This window comes from uncultured Thiodictyon sp. (assembly GCF_903946935.1).
In the GTDB taxonomy this organism is placed as follows: Bacteria; Pseudomonadota; Gammaproteobacteria; order Chromatiales; family Chromatiaceae; genus Thiodictyon.
Window position 1 is genome coordinate 1 of the sequence record NZ_CAJAXH010000176.1, and the last position, 15340, is coordinate 15340.

Annotated in this window: 14 protein-coding genes, 1 tRNA gene and 1 pseudogene; 14 read left to right on the top strand and 2 right to left on the bottom strand. The window is 65.1% G+C overall.

The window, feature by feature from the left end:
* Positions 1–88 precede the first annotated feature (88 nt).
* Positions 89–328, top strand: coding sequence for a Bpu10I family restriction endonuclease (locus tag QZX93_RS27395; RefSeq protein WP_366760472.1), 240 nt, complete (start codon positions 89–91; stop codon positions 326–328).
* Positions 329–597: 269 nt separating this feature from the next.
* Here the strand turns inward: QZX93_RS27395 and QZX93_RS15235 are convergent, their stop codons facing one another.
* The gene (locus QZX93_RS15235) at positions 598–861 is read right to left on the bottom strand and encodes a Txe/YoeB family addiction module toxin (protein ID WP_295392948.1); all 264 of its coding nucleotides are present in this window, start codon (positions 859–861) and stop codon (positions 598–600) included.
* A gap of 2 nt (positions 862–863) precedes the next feature.
* Positions 864–1091, bottom strand: a pseudogene (locus QZX93_RS15240) (type II toxin-antitoxin system Phd/YefM family antitoxin); the annotation flags it as partial.
* Between the two features lie 966 nt (positions 1092–2057).
* Here QZX93_RS15240 and QZX93_RS15245 point away from each other — a divergent pair.
* From QZX93_RS15245 to QZX93_RS15305, 13 genes are all read left to right on the top strand, one after another.
* A complete protein-coding gene (locus QZX93_RS15245) occupies positions 2058–3107 on the top strand; it encodes a Fic family protein (protein WP_295392947.1) in 1050 nt (349 codons plus the stop codon).
* A gap of 133 nt (positions 3108–3240) precedes the next feature.
* Complete coding sequence (locus tag QZX93_RS15250; RefSeq protein ID WP_295392946.1) at positions 3241–4242, top strand: SPFH domain-containing protein; 1002 nt, start codon at positions 3241–3243, stop codon at positions 4240–4242.
* 15 nt (positions 4243–4257) lie between these two features.
* A complete protein-coding gene (locus tag QZX93_RS15255) occupies positions 4258–5226 on the top strand; it encodes an SPFH domain-containing protein (protein WP_295392945.1) in 969 nt (322 codons plus the stop codon).
* The gene (locus QZX93_RS15260; protein ID WP_295392944.1) at positions 5226–5552 is read left to right on the top strand and encodes an SET domain-containing protein; all 327 of its coding nucleotides are present in this window, start codon (positions 5226–5228) and stop codon (positions 5550–5552) included. The genes QZX93_RS15255 and QZX93_RS15260 overlap by 1 nt, the downstream gene beginning before the upstream one ends.
* 170 nt (positions 5553–5722) lie before the next feature.
* Positions 5723–5797: transfer RNA gene (locus tag QZX93_RS15265), tRNA-Val, on the top strand.
* A 73-nt stretch (positions 5798–5870) separates the two neighbouring features.
* The gene (locus QZX93_RS15270; protein WP_295386086.1) at positions 5871–6095 is read left to right on the top strand and encodes an MEKHLA domain-containing protein; all 225 of its coding nucleotides are present in this window, start codon (positions 5871–5873) and stop codon (positions 6093–6095) included.
* Between the two features lie 234 nt (positions 6096–6329).
* On the top strand, positions 6330–8531 hold the full coding sequence (locus QZX93_RS15275) for an EAL domain-containing protein (protein WP_295386088.1): 2202 nt from the start codon (positions 6330–6332) through the stop codon (positions 8529–8531).
* Between the two features lie 97 nt (positions 8532–8628).
* Entirely contained in the window at positions 8629–9582 is a 954-nt protein-coding gene (locus tag QZX93_RS15280) for a response regulator (RefSeq protein WP_295386090.1), read from the top strand.
* 22 nt (positions 9583–9604) lie between these two features.
* The gene (gene kaiB / locus QZX93_RS15285) at positions 9605–9910 is read left to right on the top strand and encodes a circadian clock protein KaiB (protein ID WP_295386099.1); all 306 of its coding nucleotides are present in this window, start codon (positions 9605–9607) and stop codon (positions 9908–9910) included.
* A complete protein-coding gene (kaiC, locus tag QZX93_RS15290) occupies positions 9903–11438 on the top strand; it encodes a circadian clock protein KaiC (protein WP_295386092.1) in 1536 nt (511 codons plus the stop codon). The genes kaiB and kaiC overlap by 8 nt, the downstream gene beginning before the upstream one ends.
* A 271-nt stretch (positions 11439–11709) precedes the next feature.
* Positions 11710–12069 (top strand): hypothetical protein, encoded by a 360-nt coding sequence (locus QZX93_RS15295; RefSeq protein WP_295386094.1) that lies wholly within the window; start codon positions 11710–11712, stop codon positions 12067–12069.
* 251 nt (positions 12070–12320) lie between these two features.
* Positions 12321–12863, top strand: coding sequence for a DUF2878 domain-containing protein (locus QZX93_RS15300; protein WP_295386096.1), 543 nt, complete (start codon positions 12321–12323; stop codon positions 12861–12863).
* A gap of 206 nt (positions 12864–13069) precedes the next feature.
* The gene (locus QZX93_RS15305) at positions 13070–14353 is read left to right on the top strand and encodes a phosphatidylserine decarboxylase (protein WP_295386097.1); all 1284 of its coding nucleotides are present in this window, start codon (positions 13070–13072) and stop codon (positions 14351–14353) included.
* Positions 14354–15340 lie beyond the last annotated feature (987 nt).

Sequence of the window (15340 nt, forward strand, 5' to 3'; positions counted from 1 at the left end):
CGTGTCGGTCGAGTTTCATGTGCGCGTCAGGCTGAACGGTGGGGTCCCCGCGACGCCACCAACTGTTGGGGTGCTATCCTCCAACACAATGCCCCCACGCCACCGCGTTCCGGAAGGGGGGGGTCTGAACGATTACCTTGGATCGAATGTTCGACAGGAGTATCGAACTCCGGAATTGAGAAGACAATGTAGAGATGATTTCGTGGAGTTTGTAGACGGGTCTCAGTATTATTCAGACGTGTTTCAAAGGATGGTAGACAAGATTCAAGCAGTAATTGACGATAGTAGTCCTACAATCGATAAAGTCTTGGAGCAAGGTCATTTTTAGCCGTTCACCCGTGATATTTGGCGGGTGCCGGTCGCCAAACATCGGCTTCCTCCGTGATCAGCGGCGGGCTTTGCGGAGGAAATAGGGAACGTACCACGATATCCTCCGCCGAAAATACCCTACGCTGACCTCACCTCGTTCAACAGCGCGGGGACACCTCAGGGACAGACCACGGTTTCGGGAAACCAGACGCCTGGTCGCCCTGAAGGGCGACCTACACCCGCCCGTGGCCGGAATGGTGATCAAGGCCCGCACCGGGACCTGCCATTCTATCCGTCATAATGAAAGCGGCAGGCGATGACAACCAGCTCTTCATCGGTCGCGCGATAGACCAGCCGATGGGTGTCGTCAATGCGCCTGGACCAATAGCCGGAGAGGTTACCGCGCAGCGGCTCCGGCTTGCCAAGGCCGGCGAACGGCTCGCGCGCCGCGTCCTCGATCAGTGCGTTGATCCGCCTCAGTGTCTTCTTGTCCTGGCGCTGCCAATAGAGATACGCCTCCCAAGCATCCGGTACGAGACGGATGGCGCGCACGGTCAGGCGTTGTCCGGATCGATCAAGGTTCGCGCTTGCGCCTCGCCGGCCCGATCCTGACGGATGGCCCGCGCCATCGCCTCGGCGTTCGCGGGCGTGGAAGCCAAATGCAAGGTTTCCATGAGACTATTGTAGTGTGCCAGCGACATGACCACGGCGTCGCCGTCGGTGTCGTGACGGCTGATGATAGTGACGTCGGCATCGCGCAGGACATCGTCGAGCACGGACCTTGGCCGGACGCGGCATTCGACCCGTCCGGAACATTTTCCCCGGCTCCCTCTATTCGCGCTGGGACTTTGACTCTCGTTTCGGCCACCGAGGCGGGGCGGTCGGCCGTCAGGCCGACCGACTGGGAGCGCCGCACCCCAGTGCGGCCCGGCCCATCCGCAAAACGCGACGCCGCAGCCGCTGTTGCAACGCTGGGAGCGTGTCGGTGACCTTCTCGCCTTCCACATCCGATCCAGACTGTGGTCCTCTCGCGGCTCTTCGGCCCTTCGCTCCTCCCGGCTTTCAACGGGCGTCAACGCAACTCAGGCCTCTGCTGACACCTGGCCCGCTCTCACGCGCCAGGTCTCCCCGAGTAAGAACATGTACTTTCGACCCGTGCCGTCAGGCTCTACCTGGTGCGTCTTTCGGGGACTGTTGGATTTCGCGTTCCCTAGCTTAACTCTAGCCCGCACCCGACCTCGCTGCCTGTTCGTGTTCCTACCGGTCGGGTCGTCGCGTAGCCCTTCTTTCAGCTTGGCCTCGCGGCTTCCACCTTGGGTTTCGCTAGCAGCCTGTCGGACTTGATGGCGTAACCGATTGATTAAACAGGAAAACGACTTTTTGGCGCAAAAGAGGAAACTCTTTGCATTCAATCGGTTGCATCACTAAGTCCGACAGCCTGCTAGGCTTCTTGCTACTCTCTGCGGTTACCTCCTTTCAGGTAACAAGTGCATGCCCATGTCGGGCACACTAGCCCGTCTTCGACTATTCGCGCCCATTGTTCACGTAACCCGTTGTTTGGCTGCCACCGCAGGGGTGAAGGTCGGCACTACACAGCGATTAGTGTATGGGGGCTTGGAGTGCGGCGGTAATCCTCGGTGGCGGTTGCTCGGGCAGACGCAAATGCAGCCGGTCGAGCTGTACGGCGTGCTTCGTCGCGTCGCCACCGTGGCTTGAAAAATGGGTGTAAATGGGTGTAAAAATGGCGGATGATCCAAACCGCCTCGCTCGCCATCACCCCCGAGATGCTCCTGCTCGTCGCCGAGATCGACGAGTTCAAGGGGGCCTGGCGCGCCCTGGGCACCCTGGCGCCCGAGCGGCTGTCGGCCCTGCGCCGGGTCGCGACCATTGAGAGCATCGGTTCCTCGACCCGGATCGAGGGTAGCCGGCTGTCGGACCGTGAGGTTGAGCGCCTGCTGTCGAACCTGGAGATCCAGTCCTTCGGCTCGCGCGACGAGCAGGAGGTGGCCGGTTACGCGCAGGTGATGGAGACGGTCTTCGCGTCCTGGTCCGAGATCGCCGTGACCGAAAACCACATTAAGCAGTTCCACCGCGACCTGCTGCGCTACAGCGACAAGGACGAGCGCCACCGGGGCGCCTACAAGACGGCATCCAACAGCGTCGCGGCCTTCGATGCCGACGGTAACCAACTCGGCATTGTCTTCGAGACGGCGAGCCCGTTCGACACGCCCGGGCGGATGTCCGAGTTGGTCGCCTGGTTCGACGCGGTGTCGCGGGACGGGGAACTACACCCGCTGCTCGCCATCGGCATCTTCGTCGTCGTGTTCCTGGAGATCCATCCATTCCAGGACGGCAACGGCCGCCTGAGCCGGGTCCTGACCACGCTCCTCTTGCTGCGTGCCGGTTATGCCTATGTGCCCTTTAGCTCGCTGGAGAGTGTGATCGAGCAGAGCAAGGAGGGTTACTACCTCGCACTTCGCCGCACCCAGGGGAGCATTCGGACCCAGGCCCCCGATTGGACGCCGTGGCTGACCTTCTTTCTGAGGGCGCTGCAACGCCAGATGCGGCGGCTGCGTGAGAAGGTGGAGCGCGAGCGGCTATTGCTCGCGCGGTTGCCTGAGCTCGCGACCCGGATACTGGACCAGGCCCGTGACCATGGCCGTATCTCGATCAGCGATGCGGTGACCCTGACGGGGGCCAGCCGCAATACCTTAAAGTTGCACTTCAAGGCCTTGCGTGAGCGCGGCCTCCTGGTGCTCCACGGTGAGGGCCGCGGTGCCTGGTACAGCCTGCCTTAGGGGCCGAACCGCCGGTGCGACGGCGTACCCCCCGGCCGGCGCTCAAGTGCTATGGTTAGCGCGTCGTCCCCGGAGCTCCCCGGGGGCCGCCGCGCCGCCCTGGGCGCTAAACCCACGCGATTCGGAGGACTCCATGTTGTTTACTGCCTTTCTGTTCGGCCTGGCCATCTATTCGATCTATCGGGTCGTGATCCGCGCCGTCTTCACCGTCAAGCCCAACGAGCGGGCGGTGCTCACCTCGTTCGGGCGCGCCCAGCGCTTCGGCGAGCTGCCGGTGGATGACCCGCGGATGACCGAGGAGGAGCGGGCGCGTTACCGCTTCCCGCGGCTACAGATGATCCGCCCCGGCGGACCCTATTTCAAATGGCCCTGGCAGCAGGTCCACAAGGTCGATGTCGCCACCCAGGCGCTCGACCTCACCTGGGACCCCACCAAGCGCCAGGACACCATCGAGGCCGTGACCAAGGACAACCTGACCACCGGGGTCAACGGCCAGGTCCGCTTCCGGGTCTCGGAGGACAACCTCTATCCCTTTGTGTTCGGGGTGGCGGACCCGCTCCAGCACGTCATGGGCTATTTCGTCTCGGTGCTGCGCGAGCGCATCGCGAACTTCGCGGACCCCAAGGGGCAGCGGTTGCTCTCCATGGTGCCGGCGACCTCCGAGGCGCAGGGCGACGGGGCCGGGCCGGACCTCTCGGAGGGGGTGTCGATCAACGACCTGCGCAAGAACCTGCCGCTGCTCAACGAGTACATGGAGCAGCAGTGCGCCACCACCGGCACCCGGTACGGGATCGAGCTGGAGGCCGCGCTGATCACCCAGATCGACCCCCCGCTGGAGGTGGACCGGGCGCTCTCCGCCATCAACAGCACCCGCAACCAGGTGGCCGCGGACATCAGCACGGCCCGCGCCGATGCCGAGCAGCAGATCACCATGAGCAAGCGGGCGGTGGATATCGCCACCAACAACGCCCAGGCGGAGGTGGCGCCGCTCAAGGAGCTGGCCGACACCCTGGTACGCATCAAGGCCGAGGGGGGCAGTGCGGCACTCGCCGCCTATGTGCGCAACATGCGCATCCCGCTGCTGCGCAATGCCCGGCGCATCGTCCAGACCACCGGTCATTCGACCCCCGCCTGAAGGAGACCCGCCATCATGAGCACTGACTCCATTGCCTTCCTGATCGCCTTCGTCATGGGGCTGGTCTTCATCCCGCTGCTCCTGTCGGTTACCGGCGGGCTCGGGCTCTACACCATCGTGCGCGAGCGCGAGGCCCAGGTCTACACCCTGTTCGGCCGCGTGCTCGGCGTGCTCGACGAGGCCGGGCTGCGCTTCCCCATCCTGCACTTCGGGCTGCCTGCGCTCCTGGTGCCCTTCTTCGGCAAGCGCTATCTGGTGGACACGGCGTTGCGCCAATATTATCTGCGCGATCAGATGGTCAACTCGGAGGAGGGCACGCCCATGGGGGTGGGCATCTGGTATGAGATGCAGGTGAGCGACCCGGAGGCCTACCTGTTCCGCAACGCCAACCCGGAGGGCTCGCTCCAGGCCAACGTGGCCAGTTCCACCATCTCGACCCTGAGCAACCTGGAGATGGACAAGATGCTGGAGGACCGCCACCAGTTGAGCCGTCAGGTGCGGGCCACGGTCTCGCCGCTGTCGGAGAAATGGGGCTATCAGCTCGGGTCGGTCTATATCCGCAAGGTCGCCTTCACCGACCGGCAGATGGTGGATAACATCACCGAGAAGGTGGTCAAGCGTCTGGTCCAGGTGACCAGCGCGATGAAGCAGGACGGCGAGAACCGGGTGGGGCTGATCCGCAGCCAGACCGCCTTCAAGGTCTCGCAGAAGATGGCCGAGGCCGGTGCCACCCGTCCCGCGGTGGTCGGCGATGCATTGAACGCCATCGCCCGGCAGGACCCGGAGGTCTTGAATGCGGTGCTGGCCGTTCTGGAGAACGAGCAGCTCATCGCCTCCGGGGCCGAGGTGGACGTGCTGCCACATGACGTGCCGGTGTTGCTCCAGCTCGGCGGCGGTCACGGGGCGGGCGCACCGGTCCGCGCCGGCCAGGCCGCCGAGAGGCCGGCGGCCGATCTGTCGCGGCTCGGCCCCTTTGCCGGCTAATGGGGTGTTCTCCTTGGCTCGCTGCGCGGGTGCGCAAGGGCCGCTCCCCGATCCATGGTTGGGGGTGCTTCGCCCGGATTCCGTTCGCGACCGGGCAGCGCATCGGCACCTTCGAGGGGCCCGAGGTGGCGGAGGACGGGCCCCATGTCCTGTGGGTCTACGACCCCGAGGGCGGGGCGCCGAGCGCCCGCCGGGGGACCAATCTGCTGCGCTGGCTCAACCACAGCGACGAGCCCAACGCCGAGTTCGAGGTCTTCCACCTCTACGCCCGGCGCCCCATCGCCGTCGGGGAGGAGATCACCATCGACTACGGCGGGGCGCCTTGAGTGCGGCCACCGCGTGGGTCGTGGGTGGTTTCGTCGCGGCCGGGGGCCGCTCCTACGGCGTTGGAGCGGCCCCCGGCCGCGACGGTTTTGATGCCAGCCCCCGGCAGCGTCCTGTTCTGGTATTTGACGGACGGCGAGTCCGCGGCTACTATCTCGCTCCTGCCCTTATGGGGCGCGTAGCTCACCGGTAGAGCATCGCCTTCACACGGCGAGGGTAGGAGGTTCGATCCCTCCCGCGCCCACCAAATGATCAAGCAGTTAGAGAGAAGCCGGCCGAGTGCCGGCTTTTTTGTGCGCACGCATTCTTGAGGCCGGATTTTGCGCCCGCGCAGGGCCGGCCGTCGACGGTCTCTCGCCATCAATGATTATTCTGGGGTGCGGGTCGCGGCGAGTGGCCGGCGTTTCATGATCGAGAATGCCTGTGTGTGGAATCTGGCCGATGCGGGGGGCGGCTATCGCGGGCAGGCGGCGACCTTTGCGCACTGGCGCTATCTGGCGTCGAGTGGCGACCGATGTAGACCGCCGGGTGCGGTCGCATTCTGATAGTATTGCCTTTCTAAGCACTAAATCCGGACAAAGTGCGAATCCCGGGCAATCGACCCGTCTCCCGGGGTCGCACAATCAACGTACACGCATCCAGACTCAGGCCATGCACGCTCAACCCTGTCCACGCATTGCCGCACCAGCCCCTCGCGCTAGGGGCCGCGCGTCGCTCTCGGCCCCAGCCGCGCCCGCGCCGTCCCGTGGCGGGCACACTGGACGTCGGGTCCACGTGGTATGTCGTTGAGTCTGGACGCGACGGCCGTGGCCGTCCTGATCGTCCTGGGGCTCGCCCTTGGTTGGCGCCTCGCCTGCCGTCGCCGCGCTGACATATTGTCATACGCGCCGCCGCTCGCCCCCCCCGATCAAGCGATCCGCAGCGCCCTGGAGGCCCAGCGCGGTAACCTGCGCGTCATCGCCGACTCCGCGGTGGAAGGGGTTTTCCTCACCGACGCGAGCGGGCGGATCGTCTATGCGAACCCCGCCGGTGAACAGCTCCTGGGCTACCCGGCGGGCGCCCTGATCGGCCGCGATGCACACGCCACCCTGGCGCCGGCGGAATTTCAGGAGCAGTGTCGGCAGGGCCTGGAGGGCTTCGCCCGGGACGGCCGCGGGGACTTCCTCGGCAAGGCCGTTCGCTTGTCGGCCATGCGCCGCGACGGTCGTCGGGTCGAGGTCGAACTGTCGGTGATCCCACTCTGGCTCGATGAGCGCTGGCACGCCATCGCGATCATGCGCGACCTCTCCGAGCGCCACGCGCTGGAGCGCGACCTGGACGAGACCAGGGCGAATTTTCATACCTTGGTCCAGGATAACCGCACCGGTATCCTGATTCTGGATGCCAATGGCACCGTGCAATTCACCAACCCGGCGGCCGAGACCCTGCTGGATGTCGGGGCCAACGGCCTGATCGGGCAGCCGTTCGGCATCCCGGTTACCGGCGATCACCCCGCGGCCCTACAGACCGAGATCCGCACCGTCCGCCACGACGGCAGTGCCGGGGTGGCCGCCATGGGGGTAACCGAGACCCGCTGGCAGGGCCGCCCGGCCTATCTGGTGATGCTCCACGACATCACCGAGCGCAAGGCCGAGGAGACCCGCATCCAGCGGCTCGCCTTCCAAGATCGACTCACCGGCCTGCCCAACCGGGACCTGTTCTTCGATCGTTTGCGCAATGCGCTCGAGTTCGCCGAGCGAGAGGGTAAGGGGGTGGCCGTGGTGTTCATGGACCTGGATCGTTTCAAGGCCATCAACGACACGCTGGGCCATGCGATGGGCGACGCCCTGCTGTGCGCGGTGGCCGACCGCCTGGGCGCCCTGCCGCGCACCTCCGATACCCTGGCGCGCTGGGGCGGGGACGAGTTCACCGCGGTCTTCTATAACGTACACGACCAGGCCGGGGCGCAGCGGGTCGGGGAGCGGCTCCTCGCCGCCTTCCTGCTGCCATTCAACCCCGAGGGGCACGAGATGTATGTGACCCCGAGTATCGGCATCAGCCTCTTTCCCGCGCTGGCCACCGACCCCGACGTGCTGGTGCGCCAGGCCGACTCGGCGATGTACGAGGCCAAGCACCACGGCGGCAATGCCTTCCGGCTGTACGACCCGGGCACGGCACTGACTGCCGAGTCCCGGCTGGAGATCGAGCGCGACCTGCAAAAGGCCTTGTACCATGGCGAGCTGCTCCTACACTATCAACCCCAGGTGGCGCTCGCCTCCGGTGAGTGCGTCGGCTTCGAGGCCCTGTTACGCTGGCAGCGCCCCGGGTGCGGGCTCGTCGGTCCGGCTACCTTCCTGCCCCTGTTGGAAAGCTCCGGGCTCATCCTCGAGGTCGGCGGTTGGGTGTTGGAGATGGCCTGCGGCCAACTGGAGGAGTGGGCGGCCGCCGGGCTCGCGCACCTCTCCCTGGCGATCAACGTCTCGCCCATCCAGTCGGAGCGCGGCGACCTGTTCGCCCAGGTCGCCGAGACCCTGGACCGGCATCGGTTCGACCCCCGGCGGTTGGTGCTGGAGTTCGCCGAGAGCACGCTCTTCACCCACACCAACCGCTCGCGGGACCTGCTGCAACGCCTGGCAGCGCTTGGTGTGACCCTGCATGTCGACGACTTCGGGGCCGGCTATTCGTCCTTAGCCGGACTGCGGCGCCTACCGGTGACCGCCATCAAGATCGACGAACGCTTCGTGCATGAGGTGGTGTCGGACGCCGGCAATGCCGCCCTGGTCAGCGCGACCCTGACCCTGGCCCACGGCAATGGCAAGCAGGTGGTGGCCGAGGGGGTGGAGACCCGGGAACAGGCCGCGGCCCTGTACCGCCTGGGCTGTGACCTGGCGCAGGGCTATTATTTTGGCCGTCCGCTGGCGGCGGCCGCGCTGCCGCAGTGGCTGCGGGATTGGGGGCAGGGCCGTGGTGCGTGGCGCCAGTTGCATGAGCGGGAACCTTGAACAGCGATGAGATTTATTTGAGATGCGTGCTTCCAGATGCGTTAAGTTGCGCACTCCTGCCGTTACGACCCCCTACGCCCCACGAGCCATCCGCCCTATGACCGAGTCAAAGACCGCGTCTACACCGGTGCCGCTGGATCGGCCGCGACCGGACGAGGCCGCGCCCGACCAGGGCCTCGCGGTACTCGTCATCGCGGATGAACCCGCCCGCACCCCGGTGCTGGCGTCGGCCCTGGACGACCGCGCCGCCGGGCCGCTGCGGGTGACGCCCTGCGCGCTGCCGACGGCGGTATCCACACGCCTTGCCGACGGGCCTTTCGACTGCATCTTATTGACTCTCGAGCGGCCTGCCGATCGATGGATCGAGACCTTGGCGCAGGTGCGGGCCGCGGCGTCGGACCTGCCGGTCGTGGTCTATACGGAGCGCGACGACGCGGCGCTCGGTCGGGCCCTGATTGCGGCCGGCGCGGAGGATTGGCTGTGTGCGGCGGACCAGGACGCCCGGCTGCTGACGCGGACACTGCGTCACGCGGTGGAGCGCCAGCGGCTGCGCCGCCAGCAGCTGCGCCGGGCGGAGGCGGCGGACCTGGTCGACCAGCGCGAGAGCGAGCAACGCGAGGTCGGGCGCCTCCTTGGGGGGTCCCGGCACGCCGGGCAGGCCGCGCGCATCTATGGCGCGGCCACGCTGCGCGACAGCAATCCCGGGCTGTTCGAGGAGTTACTGGAGGACTACCTGGGGCTGATCGAGCACACCGCCGCCAGTCAGGTCTTTCGGCTGCGGCCGGAGCAGGAGCGCAGCGCCCGCCCCCTGGCCGAACGGCTCGGGTTCATGGGGGCCGGACCACGCGACGTGATCGAGCTGCACACCGAGGCGCTGCGCCGGCTGGCCCAGCGGGTGGGCCCGGCGCAGGAGCACCAGGTCGCCGTGGAGGGCCGTATCGTGGTCCTGGAACTCATGGGCTATCTGGCGAGTTACTATCGCCGGTATTATTTGAGCCGACAATCGCTCGCCGTCGACCCGGCGGACGCGCCCGACCATCAACCGGGCTGATCCCCTCGCAATCATGGGCGCCATCATGGGAAAGTATTTATTAAGGCTGTATATCACCGGTCGCACGCCGCAGGGCAATCGCGCCATCGCGAACCTGCAACGCATCTGCCAGACCGAGTTGGCTGGGCGCTATGAGATGGAGGTCATCGACGTGATCGAGGACCCGCAGGCGGCCGAGGATGCCCGCATCATCGCCACGCCCACCCTGATCAAGGCCCTGCCGCCGCCGCTGCGGCGCATCATCGGGGACCTCTCGAATAAAGAGAAGGTCTTGATCGGATTAGACTTGAGTGGTCCAGAAGACCCCAATGGAGACCAGCATGGTTGAGCCCGTAAAGCTCCCCTCCGTCACCAAGCTGCCCACCGGCATCGACGGTTTCGATCATATCGGCCTAGGCGGCATTCCCGCCGGTCGCACCACCCTGGTGGCGGGCACCGCCGGCAGCGCCAAGACGATCTTCGCCGCCCAATTCCTGGCCGAGGGCATCCGCCAATATGACCAGGCCGGGGTCTTTGTCACCTTCGAGGAGTCCGGCGAGGACATCCGCGCCAATGTCGGCTCGCTCGGCTGGGATGTGGCCGCCTGGGAGGCCGCCGGTAAGTGGGCCTTTGTCGATGCCGCCCCCCAGCCGGGGGACGAGGTGGTGGTGAGCGGCGCATTCGACCTGGGCGCATTGGTGGTCCGGGTGGAGGCGGCGGTGCGGCGCGTCGGTGCGACGCGGGTGGCGATCGACTCGTTGGGGGCGGTGTTCTCCCGCTTCGAGAACGAGGTGATCGTACGCGCCGAACTGTTCCGGCTGGCCTCCGCCTTGAAGGGGATGGGCGTCACCTCGGTAATGACCGCCGAGCGTACCCACGAATACGGTGAGATCAGCCGCCACGGGGTCGAGGAGTTCGTCACCGACAATGTGTTGATCCTGCGTAATGTGCTGGAGGGCGAAAAGCGCCGCCGCACCATGGAGGTGCTCAAATTCCGCGGCACCGTCCATCAGAAGGGCGAGTACCCATTCACCATCATGCCGGATCAGGGCATCGTGGTGATCCCGCTCTCGGCCATCGAACTGGACCAGCGCTCCTCTTATACACGCATCACCTCCGGCAATGCGGAGCTCGATGCCATGTGCGGCGGCGGTTTCTTCCGCGACTCGGTGATCCTGGTCTCCGGGGCCACCGGCTGCGGCAAGACCTTGACCTCCACCGAGTTCATCGCCGGGGGCGTGGCCCAGGGCGAGCGCTCGTTGCTGATGGCCTTCGAGGAGAGCCGCGACCAATTGAGCCGCAACGCCTCCGGCTGGGGGCGGGATTTCGACCGCTACGAGCGCGAGGGTCTGCTGCGGGTGGTCGCCGTTTATCCCGAGGCCGCGGGGCTGGAGGACCACCTGATCCGCATCAAGCGCGAGATCGATTCATTCAAGCCCAACCGGGTGGCGGTCGACAGCCTCTCCGCGCTGGAGCGGGTGAGTTCGATCAAGGGCTTTCGCGAATTCGTGATCAGCCTGACGAGCTTCATCAAGCACAAAGAGATCGCCGGGCTCTTCACTGCCACCACCAGCAGCCTGATGGGTGGCGAATCGGTGACCGAGACCCATATCTCGACCATCACCGATGCCATCATCCTGTTGCGCTATGTCGAGATGTTCGGCGAGATGAAGCGTGGGCTGACGGTGCTCAAGATGCGCGGCTCGGCCCACGACAAGGACATCCGCGCCTTCACCATCGATGGGCGCGGCATGCACATCGGCGCCCCCTTCCGCAATGTCACCGGCATCCTCGCCGGGCACCCGCGCCATGTCCCGCCGGCCGAGATCGAGCGCCTGGGTCAACTCTTCAGCAATGAGGGGGCCTTGGGGGATTGAGTGGGAGCGCCGACATTCTGTCGGCTCCCCGCGCTCGTGACGCGCCGTTGCGGAGACTGGGCAAGTATTCGCAGACACCAAACCTTGTGGCACCTGGGAGCGCCGACATTCTGTCGGCGACGGCGCGAAGCGCCGTTGGGTTCTCGTGAAAACAACGCACTTTGCGATTGACCGCGAAACCGCGAACCGCCTGCGGCGGTTGGCCGACAGAATGTCGGCGCTCCCAGGCGCGCTGGAGGCAGGAGTTATGATTAAGGCAGGAGAAATCTTCATGAGCCAAGCCCCTTTGCATCCGTCGCCCGTCGCGTTGCCCGGCATCCTGACCCTGGCGCCCTTCCTGGCGGCACTGGCATTGGCGGGCTGCGCCACTTCGGCGAACCAGCCGACCGGCGTCATCGCCATCACCGTCAAACCAGGCGACACCGGGAACTGTGAGACCAGCCCTTGCCAGGTGAAGCTCGTGATGCCCCCGGGCAAGGGGACCTACGAGGTCACCGGCAACGAGGTGCGGGTGGGCACCTTCCCGGCCGGTCAGACGGTCGACCTCGGCGGTTACTGGCAGTCGCAGAAATTCGCCATCGTCGGTGCCAAGGTGCCGCCGGCCTATGTCTATATCCCGGCCGACCTGTGAGCTGGCCTTGGCCATCAGGTCGCGCGCTCGCGATACCGCTCCAGAGACTGTGAAAGTATTCGCCGCCGCACCATCCACGGACCCACTCACCCCGCGCTCGTGACACCGCTGCGGCGGTGTCACGCCTGTGTCAGGCGCTCTGCGCCCGGCGGCGCCGGAATGACCATCCATGCCTCGCCGACGACGCCGACATTCGGCGCTCATTGCCACTCATTGTGAGCATCCTTCCCGCCCTGACCGGAGTTTAAGCATTGCACGTCCTGATTAACTTCGCCGCCTACCAGATCGCCTGGTTCGCCTGCGTACTCGGCGGCGCCCATGGCCTGCCATGGGTTGGTGTGGCCGTGACCGCGGTGGCTATCGCGATCCACCTGGCCCTGGTCCCCACACCCGTTCGGGATGCGCTCCTGATCCTCGCGGTTGCCGTCATCGGCGCACTCTGGGATGGGCTATTGGTCTGGTTTGGCCTGCTGCAATACCCCTCTGGAATGCTCCTTCCCTGGCTCGCCCCGGTGTGGATCATTGCCATGTGGGCGGGCTTCGCCACCCTGCTGCATGTCGCATTGCGCTGGCTGATCGGACGCCCGTGGTTGGCGGCGCTGTTCGGCGCGGTCGGCGGTCCGCTCGCCTTTTACGCCGGGATGCGGCTCGGCGCCGTGAACTTCCCCGATCCGGTCGCAGCGCTTATCGTACTCGCGCTCGGCTGGTCGATCCTGACGCCGCTCGTCTGCTGGCTCGCCGTCAAGCTGGATGCCGATCCGCCGGGATCGGAGCGGGTGACGACCGGGCCTTAGTCATCATCCCCGCCACCGTGCTCGCCGCGAGGTCGTTGGTCCGCGCAGCGGACCCTGCCGGCGCGGTGCAAGCGTAGGGTCCGCTGTGCGGACCGTTCGCCTGGACTATGCTTAGACTCGCCTGACTGGGTCGCGGCGTCGCTCGCCCCCCGGCCGGGCCTTGGCGCCAAGCCAAGCCGTTCCACGACCCAACGAGGAGTCATGCCATGTCCGCCGTATCCCGCCATCGCTCTACGTGGCTTACCGCCGTCCTGATGTTGCTGGCCCTCCTGGCCCTGCCGGTGCTGGCGCAGGAGCACGCGCCGATTACCAAGCAGTTGCAGGCGCTGATCGAGTCCCAGCCGCAGGTCGGCGACCTGCTGACCCAATCCATCGCCGCCGCAGCCAAGGTCAATCCGGACCGGGCGACCAACCCGGTGCAGACGCTGCCCGAGTACTTCGACTTCATCGACGAGGCGACCAAGCTGATCCCGCAGCAGATCGTCGCCAATCCGCCGCGCATGATCCGCGATCAGATCCTGCAGACCATCTGCTACTTCTACTTCCTGGTGGACCAGCCACTGGATGCGTTGAAGGACAAGGGCCTGTTCGACAACACCATCCAATACTCCGCGCCCTTCTCCACCTGGCTGCGGGACTTCACCATCAGTTGGGGCGGATTCCTCGACACCGAGCCGTCCTGGACCCAGGCGACCTATCAGCAGTTCCTGGCGGACCCTAGCTTCGGCCTGATGAACAACTGGTACGAGTCGCCGGCCCGCTGGACCACCTTCAATCAGTTCTTCGCCCGCTATCTGCGCAACCCCTCGGTGCGGCCCATCGCCGCGCCCGACGACCCGGCCGTGGTCACCTCGCCGGCCGACTCGGTGCCCCAGGGCGTCTGGCCCATCGATGCGCAGTCCCGCATCCAGGTGGAGGGCGGCCTGCAGGTCAAACTCTCGCGCTTCTACAGCATCCCCACGCTACTCGGTCCGGACAGCGCCTACGCCGACGCCTTCGCCGGCGGCGTGCTGACGCATACCTTCCTGAACGTCAACGACTATCACCGCTATCACTTCGCCGTCGGCGGCACCGTCAAGGAACTGAACCAGGTCCGGCAGAACGTCGCCCTGGAGGTCACCTGGAATCCCGCGACCCGGCGCTACGACCCCGTCGACTCCACCGGCTGGCAGTTCAGCCAGACCCGCGGCGTGGTCATCGTCGACACCGGCGACCACGGTCTGGTGGCGCTGATCCCCATGGGCATGGCCGTGGTCTCATCGGTCAAATTCGAGCCCGGGGTTACGGTCGGCAGCACCCACAAGAAGGGCGAGATGCTCGGCAACTTCCTGTTCGGCGGCTCCGACTTCGTCATGGTCTTCCAGCGCCAGGCGGGCTTTGAGCTGACTGCGCCCAAGGACCCGATCAACCCGAACGCCTATGCGCATCTGCTGATGGGCGAGGCCTACGGGAAGTTGGCTGGTGCCAGGGCGCAGCGGTCTACACGCTAGATCGGCTGATCGGGGCGAATCGCGTCCACTGGCCAAGGCGGGGACCACGGTCTCCGCCGCGGGGCTCACCCCCGGCTAGGACGACCGGGGTGCGCCCGCGTGCCATCGGCAGCAGTCCGGGCCTTGAACCGATCCGGTGAGTACAATGCGGTGTGAGGGCGTTTTGGGTCCCCGGCATGCCCAGCATGGGTTTCCCCTCGGCTCCTCGTGGCCAAAGCCCCGCTTGGGCATACGGTCCTGGAAGCTCTGCTTCCTGCGGTGGCGGGATATATTTGACCCTGGCCCCATAATTTCGTGCAATAGATGCGGGCGCCGGCCTAGTACCACTGTCACCGAATAAGCGAAAGCTGTAAAAATTATGCATATCACAGATCTTATTGAGCAGTTACCGGAAGATACAAAAGCAAGAGTCGAAAACGCCAAGAACAGCTACAACCGCCTAATCCGCGAAGCAATAAGGTTTGAATCTCGGCTCTCGTTAAACTCAGGGAAGGGCGATGACATTAACGAAGATAATAGCACAAGAGTCCCAATTAGAATAGATACAGGTTACCCAGAAGACATAAGAGGATTTTCGATTCCTAAGCAATACGATTTCGCAGCGATAATCTCACAAATACGTCCCGCACTTCTTAAATTGAAGGAGTCATCTGAAATTGTTGCAGGTTTTATTTCTGAGCATCAGTATGTTGGCGAAATGGATGAATTTGTCGGGGGAGGTATCTGCCACGCGGAGAAGGAAGCGGACAAATTACTTCGGTTAATCGATGATTATGATCTTGTAAGGGAAGTGTTAAATGTAAATAATAATATTCTTGGTTGTTATAGGTACTCAAATAATCAGCAGGTAATCGTTCAGACCCCCGCCACCGGCAGCGGGGGCAGGGGCAGTCCGGCGCGCCGCTCGGTGATCGCGGCGACCAGGTAGTCCCACGGCGAGTGGCCACGTTGCCGGCAGGTGTCGATGACACTGGCCAGCAGGGTGAA

Bases quoted from the DNA above. Each gene is read 5' to 3' on its own strand.
- QZX93_RS15275 (WP_295386088.1), top strand. From the start codon at position 6,330: ATGTCGTTGAGTCTGGACGCGACGGCCGTGGCCGTCCTGATCGTCCTG.
- QZX93_RS15260 (WP_295392944.1), top strand. From the start codon at position 5,226: ATGGGGTGTTCTCCTTGGCTCGCTGCGCGGGTGCGCAAGGGCCGCTCC.
- QZX93_RS15245 (WP_295392947.1), top strand. From the start codon at position 2,058: ATGATCCAAACCGCCTCGCTCGCCATCACCCCCGAGATGCTCCTGCTC.
- QZX93_RS15250 (WP_295392946.1), top strand. From the start codon at position 3,241: ATGTTGTTTACTGCCTTTCTGTTCGGCCTGGCCATCTATTCGATCTAT.
- QZX93_RS15295 (WP_295386094.1), top strand. From the start codon at position 11,710: ATGAGCCAAGCCCCTTTGCATCCGTCGCCCGTCGCGTTGCCCGGCATC.
- QZX93_RS15305 (WP_295386097.1), top strand. From the start codon at position 13,070: ATGTCCGCCGTATCCCGCCATCGCTCTACGTGGCTTACCGCCGTCCTG.
- kaiC (WP_295386092.1), top strand. From the start codon at position 9,903: ATGGTTGAGCCCGTAAAGCTCCCCTCCGTCACCAAGCTGCCCACCGGC.
- QZX93_RS15255 (WP_295392945.1), top strand. From the start codon at position 4,258: ATGAGCACTGACTCCATTGCCTTCCTGATCGCCTTCGTCATGGGGCTG.
- QZX93_RS27395 (WP_366760472.1), top strand. From the start codon at position 89: ATGCCCCCACGCCACCGCGTTCCGGAAGGGGGGGGTCTGAACGATTAC.
- QZX93_RS15280 (WP_295386090.1), top strand. From the start codon at position 8,629: ATGACCGAGTCAAAGACCGCGTCTACACCGGTGCCGCTGGATCGGCCG.